The organism is Sinomicrobium soli (genome assembly GCF_003285545.1).
GTDB lineage: Bacteria > Bacteroidota > Bacteroidia > Flavobacteriales > Flavobacteriaceae > Sinomicrobium.
Map to the genome: position 1 here is coordinate 101,213 of NZ_QLNV01000010.1, position 25,691 is coordinate 126,903.

15 protein-coding genes are annotated in these 25,691 nt (G+C 45.7%); 4 read left to right on the top strand and 11 right to left on the bottom strand.

The genetic code is table 11. The features are described from left to right. Positions 1 to 6: 6 nt before the first annotated feature. Positions 7 to 3,234, bottom strand: coding sequence for a SusC/RagA family TonB-linked outer membrane protein (locus DN748_RS13700; protein ID WP_112372392.1), 3,228 nt, complete (start codon positions 3,232 to 3,234; stop codon positions 7 to 9). Between the two features lie 18 nt (positions 3,235 to 3,252). Continuing rightward, positions 3,253 to 4,455: a DUF5689 domain-containing protein gene (locus tag DN748_RS13705; RefSeq protein ID WP_146746617.1), complete on the bottom strand. Its 1,203-nt coding sequence runs from the start codon at positions 4,453 to 4,455 to the stop codon at positions 3,253 to 3,255. A gap of 410 nt (positions 4,456 to 4,865) precedes the next feature. Between DN748_RS13705 and DN748_RS13710 the strand changes: the two genes are divergently transcribed. Further along, positions 4,866 to 6,098 (top strand): ROK family transcriptional regulator, encoded by a 1,233-nt coding sequence (locus DN748_RS13710; RefSeq protein WP_112372394.1) that lies wholly within the window; start codon positions 4,866 to 4,868, stop codon positions 6,096 to 6,098. Between the two features lie 11 nt (positions 6,099 to 6,109). On the opposite strand, the gene DN748_RS13715 is transcribed toward DN748_RS13710, so the two are convergent. The 7 genes from DN748_RS13715 to DN748_RS13745 form a co-directional block, all read right to left on the bottom strand. After that, entirely contained in the window at positions 6,110 to 7,522 is a 1,413-nt protein-coding gene (locus DN748_RS13715; protein WP_112372395.1) for a sugar porter family MFS transporter, read from the bottom strand. A gap of 87 nt (positions 7,523 to 7,609) precedes the next feature. Continuing rightward, the gene (locus tag DN748_RS13720; RefSeq protein ID WP_161554566.1) at positions 7,610 to 10,285 is read right to left on the bottom strand and encodes a WG repeat-containing protein; all 2,676 of its coding nucleotides are present in this window, start codon (positions 10,283 to 10,285) and stop codon (positions 7,610 to 7,612) included. Between the two features lie 162 nt (positions 10,286 to 10,447). Further along, positions 10,448 to 11,863, bottom strand: a complete 1,416-nt coding sequence (locus DN748_RS13725; RefSeq protein ID WP_112372397.1) for a sugar MFS transporter — start codon at positions 11,861 to 11,863, stop codon at positions 10,448 to 10,450. A 284-nt stretch (positions 11,864 to 12,147) separates the two neighbouring features. After that, complete coding sequence (locus DN748_RS13730; RefSeq protein ID WP_112372398.1) at positions 12,148 to 13,659, bottom strand: hypothetical protein; 1,512 nt, start codon at positions 13,657 to 13,659, stop codon at positions 12,148 to 12,150. 113 nt (positions 13,660 to 13,772) lie between these two features. After that, a complete protein-coding gene (locus DN748_RS13735) occupies positions 13,773 to 15,293 on the bottom strand; it encodes a RagB/SusD family nutrient uptake outer membrane protein (RefSeq protein ID WP_112372399.1) in 1,521 nt (506 codons plus the stop codon). Positions 15,294 to 15,425: 132 nt separating this feature from the next. Then, positions 15,426 to 18,524, bottom strand: coding sequence for a SusC/RagA family TonB-linked outer membrane protein (locus DN748_RS13740; RefSeq protein WP_112372400.1), 3,099 nt, complete (start codon positions 18,522 to 18,524; stop codon positions 15,426 to 15,428). 24 nt (positions 18,525 to 18,548) lie between these two features. Beyond that, positions 18,549 to 21,419 (bottom strand): sugar-binding domain-containing protein, encoded by a 2,871-nt coding sequence (locus DN748_RS13745; protein WP_112372401.1) that lies wholly within the window; start codon positions 21,417 to 21,419, stop codon positions 18,549 to 18,551. 696 nt (positions 21,420 to 22,115) lie between these two features. Here DN748_RS13745 and DN748_RS13750 point away from each other — a divergent pair. After that, complete coding sequence (locus DN748_RS13750; RefSeq protein WP_161554567.1) at positions 22,116 to 22,874, top strand: DUF2490 domain-containing protein; 759 nt, start codon at positions 22,116 to 22,118, stop codon at positions 22,872 to 22,874. A 272-nt stretch (positions 22,875 to 23,146) separates the two neighbouring features. On the opposite strand, the gene DN748_RS13755 is transcribed toward DN748_RS13750, so the two are convergent. Together DN748_RS13755 and DN748_RS13760 are read right to left on the bottom strand one after the other, a co-directional pair. Further along, complete coding sequence (locus DN748_RS13755) at positions 23,147 to 23,599, bottom strand: VOC family protein (RefSeq protein ID WP_112372403.1); 453 nt, start codon at positions 23,597 to 23,599, stop codon at positions 23,147 to 23,149. A gap of 650 nt (positions 23,600 to 24,249) precedes the next feature. Next, positions 24,250 to 24,834 carry a PMP-22/EMP/MP20 family protein gene (locus DN748_RS13760; RefSeq protein WP_083564995.1) on the bottom strand — a complete coding sequence of 195 codons (585 nt, stop codon included), beginning with the start codon at positions 24,832 to 24,834 and terminating at the stop codon, positions 24,250 to 24,252. A 104-nt stretch (positions 24,835 to 24,938) separates the two neighbouring features. Here DN748_RS13760 and DN748_RS13765 point away from each other — a divergent pair, with 104 nt between their 5' ends. Together DN748_RS13765 and DN748_RS13770 are read left to right on the top strand one after the other, a co-directional pair. After that, on the top strand, positions 24,939 to 25,433 hold the full coding sequence (locus DN748_RS13765; protein WP_146746618.1) for an RNA polymerase sigma factor: 495 nt from the start codon (positions 24,939 to 24,941) through the stop codon (positions 25,431 to 25,433). Continuing rightward, positions 25,414 to 25,689 (top strand): hypothetical protein, encoded by a 276-nt coding sequence (locus tag DN748_RS13770; protein ID WP_146746619.1) that lies wholly within the window; start codon positions 25,414 to 25,416, stop codon positions 25,687 to 25,689. Before DN748_RS13765 ends, DN748_RS13770 begins: the two co-directional genes overlap by 20 nt. Positions 25,690 to 25,691 lie beyond the last annotated feature (2 nt).

Below are 25,691 nucleotides of genomic sequence, written 5' to 3' on the forward strand. Positions count from 1 at the left end.
TATTTTTTAAAACGTTAGGCTGAATCCCAAGGACACACTTCTTAAAATCGGATAATTGAATCCGTCACCATAATTCTGGTTTGACACATCCTGATCTGATGCTCCGATATTTTCCACGTCCAGGGCTTTGGTGTTTTTATACAATGGTGAAAACGAAAAAAGGTTTTCTCCCGACGCGTATACCTGTAATTTGCTTATCCCGATCCGGCTCAATACCTCATCGGGTATATTGTAACCAATCTGCAGGTTTTTCAACCTTACGTAAGCAGCGTTTTGAAGATATCTGGTCTGAACCTCTCTCAGGGCTCCACCTGCTGCCCAGGCCAGATATCCGGTATATCTCGGGAAATAAGCATCCGTGTTTTCGGGAGTCCATATATTTCCGATATGTGATTTTAAAGCTGTGGAATACGGTGCATTGTATTGCCCCCAAAAATCACTTGCTCCCCTGCTGGGGTACCAGTCCTGTTTTCCTACACCCTGTATGAATGCATTAAAGAATATATTGTTCCAGTCGGCATTCAGGTTGACCCCGAATAAATAGCGTGGCCTGGAATTACCTATTACCTTTCTGTCACCCGGTTTATCTGCGGTATTTTCACCGTTATCTATGATCCCGTCATTATTCAGATCCCTGAATTTAATATCGCCCGGTCTCCAGACACCAACTGCCGTAGTACTGAACAGGCTCTGGTCTGCAGACGTTTTTACATCTAATGCAGACAAGAAAAAACCATCGGTTACTTTTCCCCATATTTCTCCCAGAATCTGTCCTTCATAATAATCGTTTAGCCGCCTGGTGGGATTGTTGTATTTCAGTATTTTGGTAATGTTATCGGCCAGATTAACACTGATACCGTAGTTAAAAGGCTTTGCAGCCATATCAAAACCATCTCTCCAGGACAAGGAGGCTTCCCATCCCCTGGTTTCCAAATCGGCATAGTTTCCCCTGGGAGAGCCGGCTCCGAAAATAGCCGGTAATTCCGGGCCTGCAGTAAACATATCCCTGGTAGTACGTACATAAGCATCCATAGACAGGCTTAACCTGTTTCTTAACATTGCCAGGTCTACACCGATATTTTTGGTAGTTACCGTCTCCCAGGTCAGACCATCAGGCAATACCGAAGGATCCGTAGTATAGGAAGGTAGCTCCCCATTCAGAATCTTGTTCAAACGTCCGATGCTCAACAGTTCCTGAAACATATACGAACTGATATTTCCATTACCCAGTGAACCGTATGAAGCACGTACCTTTAAATTAGACACGATCTCATCAGGTACTTTCCAGAAAGGTTCGGAAGCAATATTCCATCCCACAGAAACCGAAGGGAAAAATGCATATCTCTGATCTTCAGGAAATTTTGACGAACCGTCATAACGACCATTTACTTCCAGCAGGTACCGGTTCCTGAAATCATAATTAAACCTGAAGAACCCTCCTGCTATCACCCATTTTTCATATCCTCCGGACGTGATCATACTTTCACCTACTGCAAGGTTGATATCGCTGGCATCCTCAAACAAAAGTCCGTTGCGCTGCATCCCCACTCTCTTAAAAGTATTCGATTCATAATTAAACCCTCCCAAAACCTTAAAGTTATGGGTATCGTGTATCGACTTGCTGTACTCCCCGTAAATATTTCCTGCCAGATACTCCGAATCTCCGTCAATTACCCTGTAGTCATTGTATGCAGCCCCCAGATAGTCTATAACTCCACGTGTTCTGCTATACGGCACCGGAACTCTTCTCCGGGTTTCGTAACTACCGGTAGATTGATATGTAAAATCTCCTTTTACCTTAAAAGCATGATCAAGGAAATCTGCTTCAAAATTAGTAGTGTTCCTGAACACCCTGTTATCCTTATCCAGGCTATTTTTCCCATAGTACAGGTCGCCTATGGAAAAAGCCCCCGTATGTGTTAAGGTACCATCAGGGTTAAACACCGGTGACATTGGAAATCCGGCAGCCGCCATCACCCGCCAGACATCCCCGTTACCCCCGACAATTATGGGGTTGTGGTATTTGGTGTTTGAGAAACTCGCATTGTTTCCCACCTTGAGCCACGGAAAAAGTTGCATAGAGGCTTTAGCCCTGAAATTATACATGGCGTAATCATCAGAATTATACCGGAACAAACCGGGTTGTTTTAATACCTGACCGGTTACATAAAAATCTGCTTTTTCAGTACCCCCTGATATCGATATGTTATGATCTACGGCATGGGTTGAGTTTTTATATAACAGATCCATCCAATCAGTACTGTCGTAGTACACATATTCTCCCGTAACCGGATCTATTTCTATTATCGGGGCATCCGGATCCAATGACCTGCGATGTAACTCAGCCAGGTATTCCTGGGAAAAATTCATGCTGACATTTACATTTTGCGGAGTACTGGCATAATTATTCCAGCTTGAAAAAGCCTCATTAAACATACTTGCCCAGGTATATCCGTCTGTGACATAATCCGGCAATACCGTAGGTGTTTTTATACTTATATTGCTGGAATATGTAACAGACATCTTACTTTTTCCCGGATTTTTGGTCGTTATCAAAACCACTCCGAAAGCACCACGGGCCCCATAAATGGCTGCCGATGAAGCATCCTTAAGCACCGAGACGGTTGCGATGTCATTAGGGTTCAGCAATGCCGGATCGCCCTGTACTCCATCGATCAGGACCAGGGCATTTCCGCCCTGACCTATTGAAGTGGCTCCCCTGATATTAAATGTTGCCGATTGTGTCGGTTTTCCATCGGCAGGAATGATATTCAGGTTGGCTATGGCTCCCTGAAGGCCCTGTGAAAGATTTGTTATAGGGCGGTTCTCAAACACATCAGAACTTACCTGATCTACAGCACCTGTCAGGTTTTCCTTTTTCTGGGTACCATAACCTACTACCAATACTTCATCAAGTGCAGTCACATCTTCTGTCAAAATGATGGTAAGATTATTGTGATCTGTACTAAAAGCTTCCTCCCGGCTTTTATACCCTAAATAAGATATTTGTAAAACACCCTCGGAAACAGGTAAGCCAAGTTCAAAATCCCCATCAAAACCGGTAACTGTATACGCACCACTTTCTTCATGGTATACCGTGACCCCCATAAGAGGCTCTCCGGATTCAGACACAACCTCTCCCTTTACCACTACCTGCTGTTGCTGTGTGGAGTACACCATACCCGGAGAAAAAGATAAGGTCAGGATTATCAACAATACTTGTAATGTTTTCATCAATATTCTTTTAGATGATTAATAGAGAAAGATTACATCGTCAATACTAATCCTGGGCTTTCTGTTATTGGCAAACGGCACAGAGGAATTAACCAGTCTGAATCTTACGTTTTGGTCAGGGTCTGCAGTATCCAGGGTTACTTCTTCAGTAATAAGCACCTCCGAATTAATATCTATGGTAAACGATGCCACAAATTCATAAGTGCTTCCCTGGTCATAAGAAATCTCTAAATCCAGCGTGGTGGGATTTACGTTACTCACCTCGGCAGAAGCCGGGTAAATACCGTGTGACAACCGTACCCCTTTTACGCCTTGCAAATCAAACTGCATTTCCAGGATTCCATCCCTGAGTTCATTGTTCAGGTCTCCCCGAAGCCTGATACTCTGACTTCCGAACTTGAGATCGGCAGTGGTTCCTGCTGTTATACCACCTGAAAGTCTCCAGCTACCCGTTCTCAAATTCAGGTTATGGTTATCGTAAGTCGTAGACGTATCGTTTTCAAAATCCTCCTTTAGCTCCGTAATAAGCAATGCCAAGTCTTCCATAGAACGCGGATAGACCTTCAGCACGTCATTTTCTGTCCTGTTGATGCCGATAACCTGTGCAAACCCTTCCGGGGCCTTTTCATTATAAAAATCGGCAGATTCCAATACGGTCAGTTTTGCAGAAACAATATCGTCATCAATAGTATTCTCCCCACCTATTGTGCCGGTTTCCGCAGTAAATGTAACTTCTTCCACAGCCACCAGGACCGGCCCCCAGAATTGAGATTCCGCTGCTATGGTGGCAATATCAGACAAATGCGGTGTAATGTCTATTTTATTACCGGTCGGAGCTACATTTACGGCCGATAAGTTTTTTACCCGTAATTCGCCATTCACGTAATGGAGCGTGGCACCATCAAGATTAATGTCTATTTCTTCTCCAGACTCATAATTAATGGCATTGGTCAACTCCAGTAATATGCCGGATAACTTTCCCGCTTCCTGAACTGCCAGAATTTCACTCTCAAAATTTCCATGTGAAAAATCTGAAATAACCACTCCTTTTATAGAAGTTTCACCAAATTTCAACCCGTCGTGTATCTCTACCTTGCGCAATGCCGAAATACTACCTGGTCTCGAAGTTCTATCTGGCTCAACAGGGTGATCATCGGAACACGATAACACCGTAACAATCAGCATTATGACCACCATAATTCTTGAATAGTTTGTTTTCATATTTCTGAATAAATATTTGTTAGTTAATTGATATGCTTGTTCTAACCCGTTCTGTCGATAATACCACCCGGAACATCAACAGCAGAAAAAGTCATAAACAGGTAGCTTATATATCAAGCTGAAAGGTCATAATTAAGTTTTGGAGATTAAGGTTAATCTGTTAACAGCTAAACCAGGTGCTAATATAAAAATATTTAATTAATATTTCAATTATTAAAAAATTAATTTAATAATACAAAATGATTAAATAAAGGTTAACAAGTCACTGTAGTATAGTTACCTGTATACATTAGCTTATAAAATCTATTTATCACAAAACCCGACACTTATTAAATAATTTACAGAAGAGACATTTCAAATAGGTTTTTTTGGCTATTTTTATCTTTTGGAACATCATATCAGTTACAGAAATGACAGGAGATGTATATCAGGATTTCTTTACCGAACTGAGCGATGAGCATTTATCAGGTGTCACCTATAAGAACTTGCTATTAAAGAAAAAAATAGTTCGTTATCTCGATCACAAGGGAAAGACTACGATCAATCATATCAGTAAAAGTCTTAATATCAGTGCACCAAAGACCAATGCCTTGCTGCAGGAACTCATAGACATAGGTCTGGTAAAGGACTATGGCAAAATGGAGACGGGAGTGGGACGTAAACCACAGCTTTTTGGCTTGATAAGTGATTCCATCTATTTCCTGGGAGTTAATGTCCGGGAGCATCATGTCGATGTGGGTCTCATCAACTTTAACGAAGATCTTATCTGTATTGAGAAAAACATTCCCTACGAACTGGAAAATACCGAAAGTTCACTGCTCCGTCTCTGTACATTAATAAATACTTTTATAGACAGGGAAACAGCGTGGAAAGACAAGATCGTCAGGATAGAGATTAACCTTTCCGGAAGGGTTAATCATCAAACAGGATACAGTCATAATTATTTCAACTTTCACGACGAACCCCTGAACAGGATCATTCGTCAAAAAACCGGTATTACCACCTTCATAGAAAATGATACCCGGGCAAAAGCATTCGGGGAATTTCATCTTAACCGTATCAAAAACCGTGACAACATATTATATGTCAATGCCGATTACGGAATAGGCCTGGGAGTCATGATCGACAACAACCTGCACTACGGCAAATCCGGTTATTCCGGAGAATTCGGACATATCCCCTTTTTCAACAATGAGATCATCTGTCGCTGCGGAAAGAAAGGGTGCCTGGAAACCGAGGCTTCCGGCCGTGCCCTGGTACAGTCGTTCAGGGAAAAACTGCAATCAGGTTCTACTTCCGGGCTGCAACATCAATATACGCTCAAGGATATAAAAATGTCACATATTATCGAGGCTGCTCTCCAGGACGATATGCTGGCCATAGAGTTAATAGGGGCCATAGGAGCCAAACTCGGCAAGGCTGTTTCTACACTCATTCACCTTTATAATCCCGAACTGATTCTTTTCGGGGGAGCCCTTGCAAGTACCGGAGATCATTTTTTTCTTCCCCTGCAGATGTCTGTCAATAAATATTCCATTAATCTGGTCAAAAACGATACCGAACTAAAATTATCGGAATTCGGTGACGAGGCCGGGGTTTGGGGCAGCTGCCTTCTCGCCAAGAACCGGCTGTTAAATACCTGAAAAGCACCCCGTTATTTCCGGAACCAGAATTCCTCGATTTCCTCAAGGCTTTTCCCGGCGGTTTCAGGCACATATCTGTGAATAATATACAGATATGGCAAACACATAATGGCAAAAAAGACAAAAGTACCCTGTGGGGTCAGCGTATCCAGGAACCAGGGGGTAAACTGCCCTATCAGGAAAGTTCCTATCCAGAGGGCAAACCCCGTAACAGCCATGGCGCTTCCCCTGATAACGGTAGGAAACATCTCGGATAACAGTACAAAGATCACCGCCGAAATAGAGCCTGCCGTAAAAAAAATGTACGCGAGAAAAAAGCATAACAGCCATATATCGGAAAGGCCATATCTTCCGGAAAAGGTAAAGTAAAGAGCGATTAATACCAGCGAAACAATCATACCGCTTACTCCCAGATACACCAGGAATTTTCGTCCCACACGATCTATAATCAGCAAAGCCAATATCGTGGTAATGGCATTAATACTCCCGATCAGCACCTGATAAAACAGGGCATCGCCTCCGGATAGCCCGCTCTTCTCAAAAATCACCGGTCCGTAATACAAGACCGCATTGACCCCCATAAATTGTCCGAGCAGGGCGATGGCGGCTCCTATCCATACCATTCTCCTGAAAACACTATGTCTGAATATAGCTGACATTCCGCCCCCACGCTGCCCGGAACCGTGGTCAATTGCCTTTATCTGCTCTGATACCTGTCTGGCAGATCCGTATATTTTTTGCAGAACCTTCCCGGCTTCTGTCCGCTTTTTTTTCAGCAACAACCACCTCGGACTTTCCGGAAGGCACATAATTACCCCCAGAAAAAGAAAAGCAGGAACTGCTTCCATCCCCAGCATGCCCCTCCATACTTCCCGGTGAAAGACAAGGTTTAATACGCCTTCACCGAAATGTCTGCTACCCGAAAACTCCAGTAAATTATAATTAGCGATATAGGCGCCGACAAACCCTATGGTTATCGCCAGTTGATATAACGATACAAGCCCTCCCCTTATACGCGCAAGTGCTATTTCAGAAATATACATGGGCGATATGATCGAGATCATGCCAATACCTATTCCCCCCAGTATACGGTACACGATGAGAAATGTCATTTCTGCCGCCAGGGCACAGCCTATAGCCGAAACCAGGAAGAAAACCGCCGACACTGCCATAGCCCTCTTTCTTCCTGCCCTGTCACTCAGCCATCCCGCTGCCAATACACCTGCCATAGAACCTATCAGGGCTGAACTTACATACCACCCCTGGGCAAAAGCATCAAGGTGAAATTGTTCGGAGACCATTCCTATGGTTCCTGAAATCACGGCAGTATCATAACCAAAAAGAAAACCGCCAAGTGCGGCTACCAGGGAAAGAAAGATAACATATAAGGTATTAACTCCCGAAGAAACGGTCGAACTTTTCATGTACTAAGATGGCTGTATTAAACGACAACAATATTAATAAATTTTTTTATTAATTACAGTGTAATTAAATTAATTTTTATTATTGTGTTACCGGATAAACTCTTGAAGCGTTTTACCCAGCCATTTCAAACTCTCTCCTGTTCCGGTATAATACTTCCACTCCTCCCCTTCCTTACCCAGCACCGGGAACGAGAGATCGACGGTAATATCGAAGTGATACAACAAGCCGTCAAAAGCAATGTCGTCCAATACCGTTGGTATCACGGTATTGCCACCGGGGTCAGCTACGCCGAATTTTACCGGGGGGGTCCGGTTTCCGTAGTAATTCTTGTCTATATACCGGTTTCCTCCCTTTTTCAGCAAAAAGCCCTTTCCGTTCTTAAAGGGCAGTACCTTGCTGAACTGCGGTTCGACGAGCACTTTTCCCTGGTGTCCTGCCATACCCATAAACAACCTTTGCATTCCGCCGGGTTCCCTCTTCAGCAGCAAAAGGTGGTTTTCCGTGCGATACACCGGATCGCCCTGTGCGGTATAATCATATTCCAGGGGGACTACCAGCTTCCCCGTACGGTCGGCATAACCGTACTTTATATTTCCTGTCCCGGAATCATCCTGTTTTCCCAAAAGGATCATACCGTGTTTGACACGGTCAGAGGCCAGCTCATATTCCAAAGGGACCACCGCTTCCCCCATAGTATTGATAAAACCATATTTATGCCGGTTGCCAGTCGTGATATCTATCCGGGCCAGGCCATCATTAAAATCCCTTATTACAGGCAGTGTATTCGCAGTATCCGGTTTACGGCTGTAATAATAAGCACTGTATTCCCGGGGCAATATCCTGTTTTCGGAAGTCCGGTACAGGTTTCCGGAGAGACTGTCTTCCGATACCAGCAATACTTCCGGCGACCCCGTTTTCCAGACTACGGGATATTTCAGCGGAACCCGTTTTTCCTTACGGGGCAGGAACAACTGGTTTTTACCCGGTTGCTCCAGCAGCCATACTTCATTGGAAAGTGTCGATATCCCCTCGTATTCCACAGGCAGTATTTCTCTTCCGTCAAAACCGAAAAGGCCGCTTACCGTTATTTCAGCACCGTTTTTTCCATACACCTTCCTGCTCACCGATATCCCGAGGTCACCGACCGGTTCCAGCTTTGTATAAGCCACCGGCAACAACTGTTTTCCTTCTACAGTAAAAAGCCCTTTATTACCTTGACCGTAGGCCTCGGTACTCACGACGACAAGATCTTTGCGTTCCTGTTTGCGCACATCGCCGTATGCTGCGGGAATAACCTCCTTTTTCAGTACGATATCGAAAAGTCCGCGGTTCCCGTTGCGCTCCACTACCACCAGTTGCGGGTATTGGCTGTCGTAATGATCCCAGCTTTGGTATTGCAGCGGCATTACCTGTTCTCCTTCGGGGTCCAGCAATCCCGTTTTTCCGTCGTATTCCACCTGTACCAGCCCGGGAAGCTCTACGCCAGTGCCCCCGATATAACCGCTATAAGCCCCTTCCACCTTGTGAAATGCAGGCTGTACCACAACATCATTTTCCGGGTTATAAAAACCATACATCCCTGCATCTTCCGTCCTGAACAGGTAACTGCGGGTACCATCTGCCCGGGATATTTCAAAAGGATATATATCATCATAACCGGGGAGCAACACATCGCTCCCTTCGATATCCATGATACCGTACTTTCCGTCCATCCTGAAGATCAGGTAATCCCGGTAAAACCTGATATCTTCATAACGGGGTTCCTGCACTACTTTCCCATGTATATCGGCTATCCCGTAATAATCTCCCTGTTTCAACAGGAAAAACGGACACCGGTCCTGGCTGTATATATCATGGGCAGTACGTATATCATCATAAACCGGGGGCAATAAATCATTACCACGGCTATCCGACAGGCCTCGTTTTCCGCCTGCAAGGGTCTTGACGAACCCTCCTTCCATCAATTCTCCCCCTGCGAATTCCCTCGCATCGGGAATATAGATCAGTACCGGTACGCCATCTCTTTTAAATGCCTGTACCCAGTCGTCACTACGCATTCCCCAATGTTCATGTTCGTAAAGAAAGGGCACCAACACCTTATTTTCAAAAGAGACCACACCCCATCGGTCATCCATACTCGCATAGACGTAATCCGATTTGAGCCCGCAACCCCAGCAATAGTCCATCTTTTCATATATGGCAGGTACGGTCATCTCCTTTTTTTCCAGGTCGTATACCCCCCATTTCCCTTCCGACATTACCATAAAACGGGTACCGTCCAGGCCGGTATGATCTTCAAAAACCTCCAGGTCCGGGCTTCCGGCTTTGCCGGTATTTCCGGTATTTTCCGGTAGTATACCGTATTTCCGGAATATTTCGTCCGTATAATTATACCGTGGGTGCAGCAACCAGGATCCGTCGGGGGCAAGAACACCCCATTTATTGTCCCTGCCGCGATATACGGCAAAAACAGTACGGGGAATACCGTCCGGGTCGCTTTCTGTTTCCTCCCGGAACTGTTCCACGGCCCATGCCTTGCCAAAACCCTCCCCGTCATATATTTTATCAAAGGCATACTGCCCGGTAGTATCTATATAAAAACTTTTCCCGTCCTGTACTATCCTCGCAAATCCCCCTACAAAACGGGAAAGGGCATCCCCCGGTTCGTCTTCCGCCTGTACGGTAACCTCTACCACCTGTGCCGCTCCGAAATAACCGGAAAGAAGTAAAGCCGACACTACAAGTATTTTCCTGATTTTCATAACCTTCCTGTTCAAACATTCACCGGAAAGCATCCTCCGCATTCCCGGATCGCAAATGAACTGCGAAGGTACGTTTCCACTCCCTTTCTGTCAATACAGGAAATCCGTTATTCGTGTGGTATCGGTTATTGGGTTGTTAAGTTAATAAGTTACTGATACCCCCTAATGGGCTGCGCCCTGTACCGGTAGCTTTTTCCGGGAACAGTAGACCCCGTAATACAGTATATACAGATAGCAGAATACCGGCACGATAAAAGACCGGTGCAATCCCACCGGTGTATCCGCCACAAACCCCTGTATCAACGGGACTATGGCCCCGCCAAGGATGGCCATGACCAGCAGGGACGACCCCTGGCTGGTGTATTTCCCGAGTCCCTGTATGCCCAGGGTATAGATATTGGAGAACATGATGGAATTGAATATCCCGATACCCAGAACGGCATACATGGCAGTATACCCGTCAAAAAAGATGGTTGCCAGTAGCAGTAATACGTTGATTGCAGCAAAAATGGCCAGGGTAGACGCCGGCCTGGAACGGCCGACAAAAAACGCCAGCAGGTTGAGTATGATAAACACGATAAAAAAGCTCATCTGGCTAAAACTGAGGTCTACAATACTGTACACCAGGGCAAAAACCCCTACGGCAATGGCCACCATACTGGCCAGCTTTTTGGATGGGGACATCGACTGGTTAAGCGATACCGCCCCGAGAAACCTGCCTATCATGGCACCTCCCCAGTACATGGACAGGTAGTTTTTACTCACGGTTTCAGACAGGCCTGCAATGCTGTCCAGTTCCATAAAGCCTATCATAAAGCTCCCTATGGCCACCTCGCCGCCCACATAACAGAATATCCCGATAACCCCGAGCCGCAACTGCGGGAACTTCAGCGCCCCCAGACCGTCTGTCTCAGCGTTTTCTTCTTCATCCGGAGTAAAAGAAGGGAGTTTTACCCGGTAGATCATCAATGCGATAAGTACAAAAACAACGGCAAAGGCCAGGTAGGGGATACGTGTGGCTGCCGGGCTGATATTGCCGCCTTCTCCGGCAAAAAATTCAAAAATAAGATGCCCTCCCAGAACCGGTGCTATGGTAGTCCCCAGCGAATTAAAAGCCTGGGTCATATTGAGCCGGCTCGATGCGGAATCCTCCGGACCGAGAAGGGACACATAGGCATTGGCCGTGATCTGCAGTACGGTAAGCCCCAGCCCCAGAACAAACAATGCCCCGAGAAAGAGCCCGTATACCGAAAAAGTGGCTGCCGGGTAAAAAAGGGCACAGCCGGAAGCCGCAAGTACAATACCGGCTATAATTCCCTTTTTGTAACCTATCCGGTTGATCGGGTCTCCCCGGAAACGGGACACGAGAAAATAGGCCAGCGACCCCAGGAAATAGGCACCGAAAAAACAGAACTGTACCAGCATCGACTGGAAATAGGTAAGATTGAAAAGCTGCTGTAAATACGGAATAAGGATATCATTCATACAGGTGATAAACCCCCACATGAAAAACAGTACGGTTACCGCAATCAACGGTACGAGGTACCGCGGTTGCGAATTGGATGATTGATTGTTCATTAAAGCGTGTGTTTGTTACTATATATGGTTCTTAACAGTGAAATCGTTTTAACCATCCTCGCCGGGAGAAAAGATCATTTTGCCCCGTATTTTGCTAAAACGTTTAAGCAAAAATAACATAAAAATCCGGCCGCGATCTATAAATTGCTATTTTCAAAGCAAAAAAAATGAAGTTAATGCAGGCAAACGCATACGAAAAAAGGAATCATCCAAGGGTATTTTCCCGAATGATTTTTCTTGGTCCGTTATCGCCGGCAACCGCCGTAAAAGAAAGGGCTTTACGATCATGACCAGTTTTCATTCAGGGCATAAATACGCTTTTTCAGGTCGTTGAAGTATTTTATCGCTCTTCCATATCGTTCCGTATCCCACCAGCTTACGGCAGAAACAGCGCTGTTGTAATCATCGGTATACTGGGTATACAGGTTAATCCGGGAGCCCTCATCACCCGTGTCGAGATCAAAATGAAAGAACCCGAAAGCACCGTTCTCTCCGCAGTCTTTATCTCCTGTATACTGCAATGGTACAACCGCACTGATACGCGCACATTTCCCCCCGGGATTATCGGCCTGCCTGAACTGCCAGTTACAATTGCCAAACCACAGCTGTTCGGCATCATCGTTGTAGTAATCGCTGTATTTCTGCCTGATTACCGGCAAATCCAGTATGGCCTGTACCTCCCCGACAGTAACCGTTTCCCTGAAACGCTCCCGCAGGTGTTCCATTTCACTCCATTCCACGAGCAATTTCTCCCACATGGGCTGCGTCAGCGGACCGAACACCTCGTGTTCGGGCAGTTCCGGATCGTAATAATACCATTTCGTTTCCGTTCCTTCTTCGATATACCTGCAGATTACCGCGACCTGCAACGCTCCCGAAGTATTTTTCTCATACCGGATCAAAACTGCCTTATCACCACTCTGGAAATACACCCTTTCACTTCCCTCCGTATGCTGTTGCACGCTTACCCTTTTAAAATCATCCCCCTTCCAGTATTCCACGACCTGGTAATCTCCGGATATTTTCGCTCCGAAAGCATCCGTAAAAAGCGGCGATTCCCTCAAACGCTTCAGGTTATGGCCATTAAACTCCAGGCTTTCAAAAACCAGGGGTACCTCTTCATTCTTAACGGGCATATTACCATCATCAAGCAGTATGTCCAGCCCTTCCTTCATCCGGTAGAATATCTCAGAATCATTCAGCCAGTCCTTATAACTATAAGGGGCATCAACCAGGTCGTCGTCGTCCAAAAGACATTCCGGGTGAAATACCGGTTCCAGCACTTCCCGTTCAAAGATGCTTTCCGCCTCGTCCCAGAAAAAGTGACGATAATCTACCCCCCGGCCATCACTAAAGCGTTGATGATCAAAACCGTAGTCGGTACTCAAAAAAGTATTGACCCCGATATGTCCGTTAACGACCAGGTTTCCGTGATTGTAATCTCCCCAGTACAGTCCGTTCACTTCCAGATCGCCGGCAACATAAATCTCCTGTCCACCCACAACAATGTTTCCAGCCTTCAGGTTACCGAGAACGATAAGCCCTACTGCCCCGTCGGTCTCCCTGTTACTGATGTTTCCTGCCCTGAGATCACCATTTACCAGGATAAGACTATAGGCTACCTCATCCCCGTCAAAAGAAAAGTCCAGGTCCAGGTGGTCCAGGTTTATATCCCCTTCCATATACAGGGCCCTGTCGCCATCAGTCATTCCGTGATTCATACTTTCACAGAACCAGCAATCCGGGGGAAGCAGTTCCTTTATCTGTTCGAGTCCTTTTACGGGATAAGCATTCATAAAAACATTTTTAGGTCCTTCAAAGATAAACTCCGGAACCTTATCACAAAATCACCGGAAACAGTGATTTTGTGATATGCTTTCCCATAAAAAGGAGGTATAGTCCCGAGGTCTTACCAGTCCGGATTCTGTTCAATCTCCGGGTTGGTGTTGATCTCTCCCTGCGGAATGGGGAAATACTCATGCCTGGGGAGGCTCAGGAATTCTTTTCCTACCTTGTCGCTGTTTTCAATTTCCTCCCCGATAAGCCTCCAGCGTTTCAGGTCGTAAAAACGAAGTCCTTCGCGAAAGAACTCTATCATCCGCTGATGACGGATCTCGGCCATCATCGCCTCCTGCCCCAGGCCGGATATGTCAGGCAGATTGGCCCTGCTGCGGATACGGTTCACCAGCGGAGCCGCTGCCTCCGGGTTTCCCTGCATGGTCAATGCCTCTGCATACATCAGCAGAACATCGGCAAACCGAAGGGCTTTTTCATTGATCTCCGATATCCATATGCCCTCGTTGTCATCCTGCCAGTTCTGGTACTTCCTGAACATGGAGCTATACCCGAACTGCAGTTCGAATTCGGAAAACGCCCTGTTGTAATACATGGCCCCGGGATAATCCCAGACAAGAGTGGCGTACATCCTGGGATCGAGATCCCCGTCAACGGTTTTTTCTTTCTGAAATTCTTCAAAGATCTTTTCCGTAGGAAAGGCCTCAAACCATCCTGCTGCTTCAGCGGGTGCGAACTCCTGGGCAGTGGTTACACCCTGTGATTCATCGGCATTCTCACCGGCCCACGGATCGGAGCCTCCTACATTCTGATTCTGGATTTCAAAAACAGATTCTATATTGTTGTCGTTCTCCGCCACAAAATTATCCTGGAAATCAGCGAGCAGGTCATAGGTATACGGTGCTTCAGCCATTCCTTCCGGGGTAGCCAGCACTGCAAATTCACCGGCAGCCTCAGCCCATTTCTCCTGGTACAGGTAGGCTTTTCCCAGGTATCCGGTCGCAGCGCCTTTTGTGGCTCTGCCTATCCATTCGTCGCCATAGCTTACCGGCAGATTTGTGATCGCATCGCTAAAATCGGCTTCTACCTGTGCCCAGACTTCCGCTTCCGGCAAGTTTGCCACAAAATATTCTTCCCGGCTTTGGGGAACCGTAGTAAAAACAGGCACCGATTCAAAATTAATCACGAGGTGAAAATAATTCAGCCCCCTCAGAAATTTGGCTTCGGAAATATAGACCGCCTTTTCCTCTTCGGTAATCCCCTCTACTGTTTCTATGTTATCCAGAATCTGGTTGGCCCTGAAAATACCGGTATAGCAACCGGTAAAAATACCGGCCGGCGTGCCTGTAGACGTCGTATTGGTAAAGGTCGAGAGTTCGTATAATGCTTTCACATCATTGCGGATAAAAAAATCGTCTCCCCGGCCATTGGTGAGTTCCACTCCTCTCACTCCCCAATAACCGTTATTGACATCTCTCAACACCTTATAGGTCGCTGCGAGAGCCGACAGTATATCGTCTTCCGTTTTCCAGTAATTTTCCTGGGTAATCACATTAGGATTGGTCTGGTCCAGTTCATCGTCACAGCCACAGAAGGCTGAAAGAAGGACTATCAGTATTAAAATACGGGTTTTCATCTGTTCTTTTTTATTTGTTTTTCATAGGTCAGATGCCCGCCTGCCGGCGGACAGGGAATGCCCTAATGATCATATCGGTAAGTGTACGGAAATTTGGTCCCGGGCATTTCATAAGGCTTTTTTATCTATCGGTTAAAACGAGAGTTCAACTCCGGTTAAAAAGGTTCTCGAAAGCGGGTAAGCCACATGGCCGAAGTCTACCCCCCTGTCCAGTACAGACCCTGACCTTCCCAGGTCGGGGTTATAACCTTTGTAATCCGTTATGGTAAAGATGTTGTCCAGGCTTATATAAATGCGACATCTTTTTACCTTAGCCAGTTTCAGCACATTTTCGGGGAGTGTATATCCCAATTGAAAGGTTTTAAAACGGAAATAGGAACCATCCTCAAGAAACCGGTCGGATGTTCTGGAATTCAGGTTCGGGTCGTTGATAACAGCACGAGGCATACCAGTATTCTGGTTTTCCGGGGTCCAGGCATTCAGTGTCGATTTCAAATAGTTGATCTCCAGATTCATACCTTCGAGATCCTGTCGTAACCCGTTATAGATCTTATTTCCCTGTGTGCCCTGGAAAAACAGGTTCATATCAAAATTCTTCCAGTTGAAAGCAGCTCCCAGGCCATACGAAAAATCCGGGTTCGGACTTCCGAGGTATTGCCGGTCGTCTTCGTCGATCTGCCCATCATTGTTATGATCTACAAAACGGATATCTCCCGGCCTGGCATTAGGCTGTATCAATGCCCCCTCATGTGTATGGGCATTGACCTCTTCTGCCGAATTGAAAATCCCGTCGGTCTTTATCAGGTAAAATGCCCCCACGGGAAGCCCGGCCTGGGTTACGGTGGCAGAGGCCCCGTGATGTGTAGGCTGCCCGCCAAAGATCTGCTGTGACCCCGTACCCAGAAAATCGACCTCATTGTCTACAGAAGCGATGGTCCCCGTAAGCTGATACGAAAACTCTTCCCCTGAGTTGCTGAAATTCAACGAGGCCTCAAACCCCTTGTTGATAATCTGCCCCGCATTGATATACGGACTGTTTCCGCTGGCGCCGGTAGATAGAGGAATAGGTACCTGTAGCAGTACGTCCGAATTCTTTTTGACGAAATAATCAAAGACAAATTCCAGGCGCCGGTCCAGGAAACTCAGGTCTGTTCCCACATTAAATGTTTTTGAGCTTTCCCACTTGATATCCGGCGTGGCAAATGCGGTCTGTATGGCCCCGGGCCACAACAGCTGTTCCCGTCCCACCACATAATTCGTATTCAGGTTTATCGCGGGGCTGAAACGATAGTCGTCAAACTCCTGGTTTCCCAGAACCCCGTAACTCAACCGTAACTTGGCTATATCGATCGTTTCCTGGAGTCCGGCAAAAAAGGGTTCGTTCGACAGGTTCCAGGCAAAAGCCAGTGAAGGGAAATTCCCGAACCGCTGATCTTTTCCGAAACGCGAAGACCCGTCTCTTCTCAGTATTCCCGTAAGTACATAACGATCATCAAACGAATAGGTCAGCCGTCCCAGGTAAGAAACCAGGCTGTTCTCCCAGGCATTACTGCCGGATGCGATATTTGTCGTTCCCGCATCCAGTACGTTCACACCAGGGGGCATTCCGCTCTTGGCTCCCGTAAGAATCCTGTACTTGGTATTCTGAAAGGTATATCCCACCAGGGCATTAATACTGTGTTTTCCAAAGGTCTTGTCATAGGTCAGGGTATTTTCTGCCAAGGTATACTCCGTTTCGTACCTCGCTTCATAAAGATCGGAATCCAGGTTGGTAAACAGTGTTCCCACCTCGTAAGGATAAGTATAGGTATAATCGTATCCGCTGGTGCTGGTATACCCGAGATTGAGCTTGTATTTTAACCCGTCCAGGATAGAGACTTCTGCAAAAGCATTTACTATCGCTTCCTTGGAATGCTCTTCAAGGTCTTCAAGGTTTAGCTGTGCTACCGGATTGGCAACATTCAAAACAGGTCCGTACGCCCCTCCGTATCCTCCTACGGCATCCGGGTTGTATACGTCGAATACCGGTATCATTTTGGGTGCCGACCCTACGGGATTTCCGCCCTGACCGCCCCATCCATCGGCCATGTTTCTCCAGTTTTCCTTAGACAGTATCACGGTTTCCCCTATCTTGAACCTCCCTTTGGTCAGGGTCGATTTAAAACGGAGGTTCCACCGGTCGTAACCGGTGTTTTTAACAATCCCGTCCTGTTCCATATATCCCCCAGACACACTATAGGTATAATGTTCCCCTCCTCCACTGGCGGAGAGATTGTAATTTTTAACCGGGGCTGTTCTGTATATCTCGTTCTGCCAGTTTGTTCCCTTTCCCAGAGATCCCGGGTCTGACGCTATATCCAGCCTTCCCAGTCCGGCATTGTCATGGGCCGCATTACTTACCCCGGCCCATTCGGCAGCATTCAGCACATCCAGTTTATCCGTGATGGTCTGAAAACCGTAATAGGTACTGAAATCGATCGTGTTTTCATCTTTTCTCCCGGTTTTGGTGGTAATAATAACCACACCATTGGCTGCCCTCGACCCGTAAATAGCTGCTGCCGAGGCATCCTTCAATATATCCATCGATGCTATATCCATAGGGTTCAGGTTGTTGATGTCGCTTACCTGTACACCATCTACTATATACAGGGGGTTATTATTGCCCAGGGAACCTGTACCCCGGATCAGGATACGCACTCCCGAACCCGGGTCTCCGCCGGCAGACTCTACCTGTACCCCGGGAACCCTTCCCTGCAATGCCTTTTCTACCGTATTGGAGCCCTGCGTAACGATATCTTCCGATTTCACCGATGAAACAGCACCGGTAACCTTCTGTCTGCTCTGCGTTCCGTAACCGACCACCACAACTTCATCCAGTTGTTCCAGGTCCTCGACCAACGAAACATCTACGGTACTCCTTCCGTCTACTGCCACCGTCTGTGTCTTAAATCCTATATACGAGAACTCCAGCTCGGCATCCGGAGCAACCCCTTCAATCTCGTAGTTTCCGTCAAAATCGGTAACCACTCCCTGGGCCGTTCCCTTTACCAGAATATTCACCCCGGGCAAGGGAGCACCGTCTGACGCCGAAATCACTGTTCCGGTAATCATGTCCTGTGAATTTGGCATATTCACTACAGCATGCAGTTTCACAAAGCACAGCATATACCCGATCAGCATCAGGTAATACACCGGTTTCCGCTTATTGCATGGAAAGCATTCTTTTTCCATCGTTTTGGTTTTTATTGATTGATTCTATTTTATCAGAGACCTGATCTTGTTAAAGGAAAGCTGTGTTTCCGGACTAAACGCATCACTGTTCATATAGCGTTTCAAGCTGTACAGCAGCTGCCTGGCCTCCGGACGTTTATCCCGATCTTTTACCAGGTCTATCCCGGAGATAAGTAATTTTCCTTTCCCTACCCTGCATTCCACCAGCAGGCCGAGCGACCTGGCGGTAAACCAGTCATCTATAACCCTCAATACCGGGGTCATCTCACTGTCCAGGTAATCTAACCGGATAGCATGGGCATGTGTCATGGCATCCCACCACTGCCAGTTACTGTGGCTTTGCGTGGGGAAATACCGGAATGCAGGATGGTCCGGGTCACAAAATATCCCGAGGGTATGAGGAGGCTGCCCCCTGGTCCAGGCCGTGTTCCAGAATATGCTGGAAAAACCTACGGCAATATCTCCCCCGGCCTCATCTTTCAAACTCCCTTCCGGGAGAGACAGAAGCAGTGTTCCTCCCTCTTCCAGGTACTCTTTCTCCCGGTCTCCAAGGTGCCTCGCAACACGTACCCTGTCTTCTTCTTCCATCTCCTGCTTTGCCGGGTAGACCCATATCGGCCAGGAGTTCACGTAACGCCCTACCGATACTTCAAGCGTAAGCATTTCCGGTTTCCGGACCTCAGAAAAGGCATAGTGTATATTCCCCAAGGCGATCCCGTTACCCAGAGGTATATCGGTCTGTGACAGATCACCCCCGGCAAGGGTTTCGCCGTTTTCATATTTTATGGTCCATTCCGGGACAACAGCATCCAGGGGTTCCTTTCCGAAATGAGCAATCTCCACCCTGGCATCCAGAGACTCATCACTGGTAAAAACACGACGGGACAGGCGCACCAGGGGAACAGTAGCATCACAAAACCTGCGGTATTCCTCGGCACTGATATATCCTTTTTCTTTCCAGAAAGGGTTCAGCACCCCTACCAGGGCAGTTCCTTGTCCGGGAAAATCGTGTAAATCGAGCAACTGAAAACCTCCGAAACCCGGGGTACGAAGTGCAGCCTCTATATCTGCCTTGTAACAGAGTGCCTGTAGTTTTCCCGAGGCCATTAAAAAATCTCTTTCCATACCCTTCAGGCCATTATCGTATAACCGGTCTCTGAAGATTTCAAAATTCTTCGGCTTAAGTACACCGGTATATTGCGATATTTCCTCAAAATCGGGGTATACGCACCACTGTCCTATTTCATGGCTGATCGTAGGATGTTCCCATTGCGATATGATATCACTCCAATCATAATCGGTACTGGGAGGTTCTTTATTGATAATGCTGTTCAGCGCTTCGCCCCATCGCTGTATCCGGGGGTCGGGGGTACTGTTAAAATCGTTCTGTTCCACTACAGGCCACCCTGCACCTGTAGTATACAGTCGCCGGGGGTCCCTGGCTTTCCAGTGCTCTACAAAATCTGTCAGGTATTCCACATGATGCTTTCCTGCCGGTTCGTTTCCATAAGCCATAAAACAAAATGAAGGATGGTTTCCATAAGCCTTTACCATGCGCTCACTCTCTTCCATGACATAGGTATCCAGGGGTTTTCCATCTCCTATAGTTGCCCCCTGGTTTGCCCATGAACTGCATTCCACCTGAAAGTAGAACCCAAGTTCATCGGCAGCATCAAATGCAGCTTTGGGGGGACACCAGGAATGAAACCTCATGTGATTGAGCCCAAAAGACTTACACACTTCTATAATCCTTTTCCACTCCTGTTTATCAGTAGGCGGATATCCCGTATTCGGGAATATGGCACATTCCAGGGTTCCTCTCATAAAGGTAAGCCTGTTGTTAATGGTAAGCTGGGAGCCACGGGAACCAATTTTACGCATCCCGAATTTTTCTTTCCGGACCGCTGTGATATCTTCTCCTTTCAGCTGAACGGACATCTCGTACAGGTTTGGGTCAAACTCATCCCATAGAGCCGGCGAATCTCCCATGGGATAATCCAGTTGAAAAGTGGTCATTCCCTTTTCGAGAGATATCTCTGCCCGTTTCTCCTCAAGGCGCCCATTAGCCCCGCTAACTTCAAACCGGGCATTCACCGTCTGTGCCCTGCCCGTCTCATTGGCCACAATAAGTTTTACCTGTACTTCTTTTTTATCAATATCGGGATACAGGGCCATTTCTTCAACATGAACAAGCGGCTTTGCCTTTATGGAAATCGCGCCCACCATACCGTTCCAGTTAGACTGTGTATGGTCTGAAATACTGTGGGAGTTGATCCCCACATTCACATCTCCGATCCTGTTATCTACCTTAACCGACAAGATGTATTTCCCTGCAACCAGATGTTCGGGAAGACTGAAAACCTGTGGCGTTCCCAGGCTGTTTTCGGTCCCCAGGAGCTGGTCATCCAACCATACTGTGGTCTCCCAGTGTCCCCGCTCTATCCTGAATTCAAGAGATTGGTCTTCCCACCCCGGCGGGATCTCGATCTCCTTCCGGTACCATGCAACTCCCTTGTAATACTTCTCAGGCTGTAACCAGAACGGAACCTTTATATTTCCGGGCTGCCTGTATTTTTCATAAGAAGGGTCCCTGAAAAAGGAAGAATCCACGATCCCCCCTGTCCAGGGGGTAGAAAGCTGTATCTCATTTCCCTTGCCATTGGTCGTCATGGAACCGGGAAGGGACACCGTTTCTTCAAACTCCTGTGTAAACCACTGCTGGTCTGTCCCTATATCCGCAGCGTCTATCCTGAACCCCCATGTTCCCGACAGATCAAGTCTGTCCGACGAGTCCGGTTGCCCGGAATTACAGGAAAAAAACAATATTGACAGGCCCCATATCTTTAATAATTTCCTGATACGGTTTATATGACCCGGGAAATGAAGTGTTTTCATAATGGTGTTTTTAAATGGATTGATTACAGTATCTTACGAAATACCTATTCCCAAATTTAATGTCATTTATCCCTAATCGATATGGATATTACTTCCCTTTAAATGGATTATTTTACGATTTTAATATATATTAAGCTTTTATTTTTAGTTTATGTCAATAAAAATCCACTTATATTAACAAACAACACAACAACTATAATCTCCCCATTCATATTCCGTAATCGTATTCTTTACCAAACCACCTCCCGGCCAGGCACAAACTGCAATCGGCTATTAAAATTCACAGGTATCCACAGAGGTAAACCACCGTGTGGACACCTCAAGCTGACAAGTTGTAATAAACATTTTGATTATTGGCAGTTAAATTGTTCAAACAACATCCAATACCCCGGAAGAGCAGGTAAAGGGAAGCAAGACAGTTATGGCCGACAAGCCGGACAGGAGAATAAAGTCCGGGGAGTTATCACGGCATGCCCTAATCAGAAGATTTGGAGGAATCCCGTAATTTAAGAACAAGAAGCTATAATATCACGGGTACCAGCCCCAAAAAACATGTTTTCCGGTATTCCCAATTTCTTCCCAATTTCTTGTTTTTCTTTGTATCGTCAATATGGGGAATTACAAAATATTCCTTTTTTTTGCATGATCTTTAGGATCCTGTGTAAGAAAATTTAATCTTTCATCCAATATATGGTTATGAAATTTACATTTGGTGCAGTATTGTTTTTTTTATTAATGAGTTCCGCTCATGCCCAGATCACCCCTCCCGGGCTTGGAGATGGTGTAAACGCGTCTTCCTGGTTTGCCGTGGGGGTCAAACAGGACCTCAATGCCGAAAAAGGCATCACTTCAACCACCTATGCAGGTATGGGCAGTATTAACGGCGACGGCAATGACACCCCGTTTGGGAGGGCAATGATTTATGTGATCAACCAGGAGATAGAACATCATTTTGCCAAACGATGGAAATATTCAGGCGCTATCAGTTACCGCTGGCAGAACCAGTTCGACGATGCCCCTCCTTACGACCACAGGCAGGAAATACGGCTATACGGCCGCTATTCCTACCTGATCCCGGGAACATTCACCAACTTTTCATTTACTTTCCGGCCCGAACTGCGGTTGTTCTATACCCCGGAATTCGATCCTTACAAAAACAAGGCCCAGTTCCGTACCCGTTTCGCTTCAAAAATGACCGTAAACCTCAGCCCCGACAAAAGCAAACGGCTGATTGCTGCAGCAGAATTTCTCATCGCTTCCAACAAGGAAGACCAATGGGATGCCTGGCAATACCGCGAAAGCAGGTTTTCCGTATATTACTCACACCAGCTGCCCAACCGGAACATTACCCTGAACCTCGGTTACATGAGCAACCCATTCGGCAAGGATTTTTACCACGTAGGGCACTATATCGCATTCGACATCACCCTCAGGAACCCGTTTGGGGAGGAGTGATCTGAACATTTACTCATCTTCTTTTCAATACCGTCATCACCACAACATACTGCTATCGAAGGTCCCAACACCGGACTTCATCAAATTGCTTACAACGGTTCCGGCTATATGTACAGGCAGGATTTGGAAGCAGTAGTTCCCGAATTGGCATGAACGCAAACCAAAGCTATGCTTTGTGTTGTAACGTATTTCCTATAAAACGTCCAGGCGTAGCTTTGGCAGAATACCTGCCTGGCAGGTTACTTATAGCCATTGCCGGCGGTTTGTTTTTTTTATTTTTCATTGAGCTGTTGTGCAAGCCCTACTAAAATTCCTTCTGTTCCGCGGATGTAACAAAGTCGATACACATCTTCATACTGCACTATTTCTCCAACAAGTTCCGCACCTTGTCTGATAAGTCTTGAAACCAACTCGTCAATATGGTCAACCCTGAACATCACGCGTAGATAACCAAGTGAATTAACAGGTGCTGTTCTGTGGTCAGAAATGGTTTCGGGTGTTAGAAATTTTGAGATTTCAAGTCGGCTATGTCCATCAGGGGTAACCATCATCGCCACTTCTACAGATTGATTCTCCAGGCCTGTTACTTGTCCTGCCCATTCACCTTCAACCATTCCCCGTCCTTCAAGTGTCAGTCCGATTTCTGTGAAAAAGGAAATGGCATTGTCGAGGTTTTCTACAACGATACCCACGTTATTCATTTCGAGTAACTTACTTTTTTCCATATTTCAATGTAGTGGTTTAGTGCATTGATGCCTGGTTCCTTAAGTTTTCCGATGCCATTAACTGTCATGCGAATAAAATCAAAATTAAACATTTGTTTTTTTAAGCAATTACGCAATCATAAATAGGGATCACCATTCCTTAAAAAACGTTTACTTTATTCATCTCCTTTTGTGTAGGCATTTACCTTGGCCATATCAAGCCCATCTATGCGGGTTTCATCTTGTTGATTTTCCTTGTTCCCGGTTCAATGATCGCCAACACTCAAATGTATTAAACTTGTTCTAAGCCATAGATTTTCAACCATAAGAGACATAAAAACAATGATTAATAGTTTTTCTATAAAAGCATGTAGTATTTGGTGAATATCCCGGAACAACTCCGAAATACCCAGCACCACGTATCTTATATCCTTCTGGTATGACTTTGTTTGTTTTAGATAAAAGAAAGTAAAAAAAACAGATAAGTGACCATAAACTAAGTTTAAGCTCCCTCTCAGAAAAAGGATCCGAATGTTCGTATATCTTCTATACTATTATAGCAGACTTCGAAATCAAAGACATTCACAACCCTCGTGTTTGGCAGTATATGAAACATAGCGAAAAGCAGAGAATTATGTAACCGTTAATATGGGCTCTGAATCCCTTCCCTTTTAAACCTCCAATACCCTGGAAATAAAAGCCTTGTATTCCAGAATTTTATGATTGAACTCCTTCTCTACGTGAAGTACTATTAAAACTCCTATTGCTAACAATAACCCTCCAAAAACAAATATATACACATTACTGCTTGACTTGAGGATCAGTGCAGCTAAAAAACCTAATATCAGTATGATATTAAAAAAAACTATTAATTTTAACCTAAGATGCTTAGAAAACGATATTTCAACATTTGACCCATTTTCAGCATTTCCTGTTTGAAAAATTTTACCATTAAGAATAACCTTATTGTCCACATCAAGGCCATCCAACCCTACCAATAGTCGTTTACGAATTTTAAATTGTATGGAATCTTCATTATTTTTATTACGCGCAAATAGGTGAGCTCCCCCAAGAGAAGATTCCAGTTTTTCCGAAATCTCTTCAGGATTATTTTTCAATGTAAAACTCCATTTTTTCATCATATCCGTTTTAATGGTTGGCAACAGTATCAAATATAAGCATTTCTCTTCATAATACACATCAATCTCACAAAACACCCGTATTTCCCCGGGTTGGAGATATATAAATCCATGCACTTTTTAAGTTTTAAGCCCCCACTACATTTGTTTTTTAAAAAAATTTCATCCAACGAGGTGATTTTATGACTACTTTCCGTACATATAAGAAAACGGACCTTACAATGGAAAGAAAGGAACTCATCAAACAATGGTATATCTCATATTTTCCAAAGGTGGCCTCCTTTATCGCCAAGCGGGGAGGCACTTTGGACGATGCCAGGGATATTTTTCAGGAAGGCCTTATCGTGTTGTACGAAAAAAGGAACACCGCATTCCATACCAACGAAGAGGCTTATCTGTTCGGGGTTTGTAAAAACCTCTGGTTCAAACATTCCACCGACCAAGCCAGGTTCCAGAATGCCACTATAGATCCCGGGGAAGAACCGGAGCCCACAGTGTCCGAAAACCGGTTGTTGCAGTTGTTAGACACCGCAGGGAAAAAATGTGTGCAATTGCTTCAGCGTTTTTATTACGACAATGAAAAAACCGAAACCATAAGAGAAGAATTTGGTTTTTCCACCAACCATTCCACAGCGGTACAGAAATACAAATGCCTGGAAAAAGTGCGTGAAACCGTTAAACAAAATGCCCTGAGCTATGAGAGTTTCTTTGAATAAAATAGCACTTATCGAAAAACTTCTTTTCCATGCCAATGCTTTAAGTCCGGAAGAGAAAGCGCTGTTTGAGACCTACAGCATTTTAGACCCCGATTTCGAACAGGAAATAGCGCAGCAGAGAATAACTATAGATTGCATACAACGATTAGGCAGAAAAGCATTGCGGCGGGAAATTAAAGACGTGTATAACGAATTGTTTCACCCCCATGCAAAAAACACCCTGAAAAGCAAGATATCAAGCCTGTTCCGTAACTAATT

Coding starts and splice junctions, on each gene's coding strand:
- DN748_RS13700 (WP_112372392.1), bottom strand. CDS start 3,234: ATGAAAACATTACAAGTATTGTTGATAATCCTGACCTTATCTTTTTCT.
- DN748_RS13705 (WP_146746617.1), bottom strand. CDS start 4,455: ATGAAAACAAACTATTCAAGAATTATGGTGGTCATAATGCTGATTGTT.
- DN748_RS13710 (WP_112372394.1), top strand. CDS start 4,866: ATGACAGGAGATGTATATCAGGATTTCTTTACCGAACTGAGCGATGAG.
- DN748_RS13715 (WP_112372395.1), bottom strand. CDS start 7,522: ATGAAAAGTTCGACCGTTTCTTCGGGAGTTAATACCTTATATGTTATC.
- DN748_RS13720 (WP_161554566.1), bottom strand. CDS start 10,285: ATGAAAATCAGGAAAATACTTGTAGTGTCGGCTTTACTTCTTTCCGGT.
- DN748_RS13725 (WP_112372397.1), bottom strand. CDS start 11,863: ATGAACAATCAATCATCCAATTCGCAACCGCGGTACCTCGTACCGTTG.
- DN748_RS13730 (WP_112372398.1), bottom strand. CDS start 13,659: ATGAATGCTTATCCCGTAAAAGGACTCGAACAGATAAAGGAACTGCTT.
- DN748_RS13735 (WP_112372399.1), bottom strand. CDS start 15,293: ATGAAAACCCGTATTTTAATACTGATAGTCCTTCTTTCAGCCTTCTGT.
- DN748_RS13740 (WP_112372400.1), bottom strand. CDS start 18,524: ATGGAAAAAGAATGCTTTCCATGCAATAAGCGGAAACCGGTGTATTAC.
- DN748_RS13745 (WP_112372401.1), bottom strand. CDS start 21,419: ATGAAAACACTTCATTTCCCGGGTCATATAAACCGTATCAGGAAATTA.
- DN748_RS13750 (WP_161554567.1), top strand. CDS start 22,116: ATGAAATTTACATTTGGTGCAGTATTGTTTTTTTTATTAATGAGTTCC.
- DN748_RS13755 (WP_112372403.1), bottom strand. CDS start 23,599: ATGGAAAAAAGTAAGTTACTCGAAATGAATAACGTGGGTATCGTTGTA.
- DN748_RS13765 (WP_146746618.1), top strand. CDS start 24,939: ATGGAAAGAAAGGAACTCATCAAACAATGGTATATCTCATATTTTCCA.
- DN748_RS13770 (WP_146746619.1), top strand. CDS start 25,414: ATGAGAGTTTCTTTGAATAAAATAGCACTTATCGAAAAACTTCTTTTC.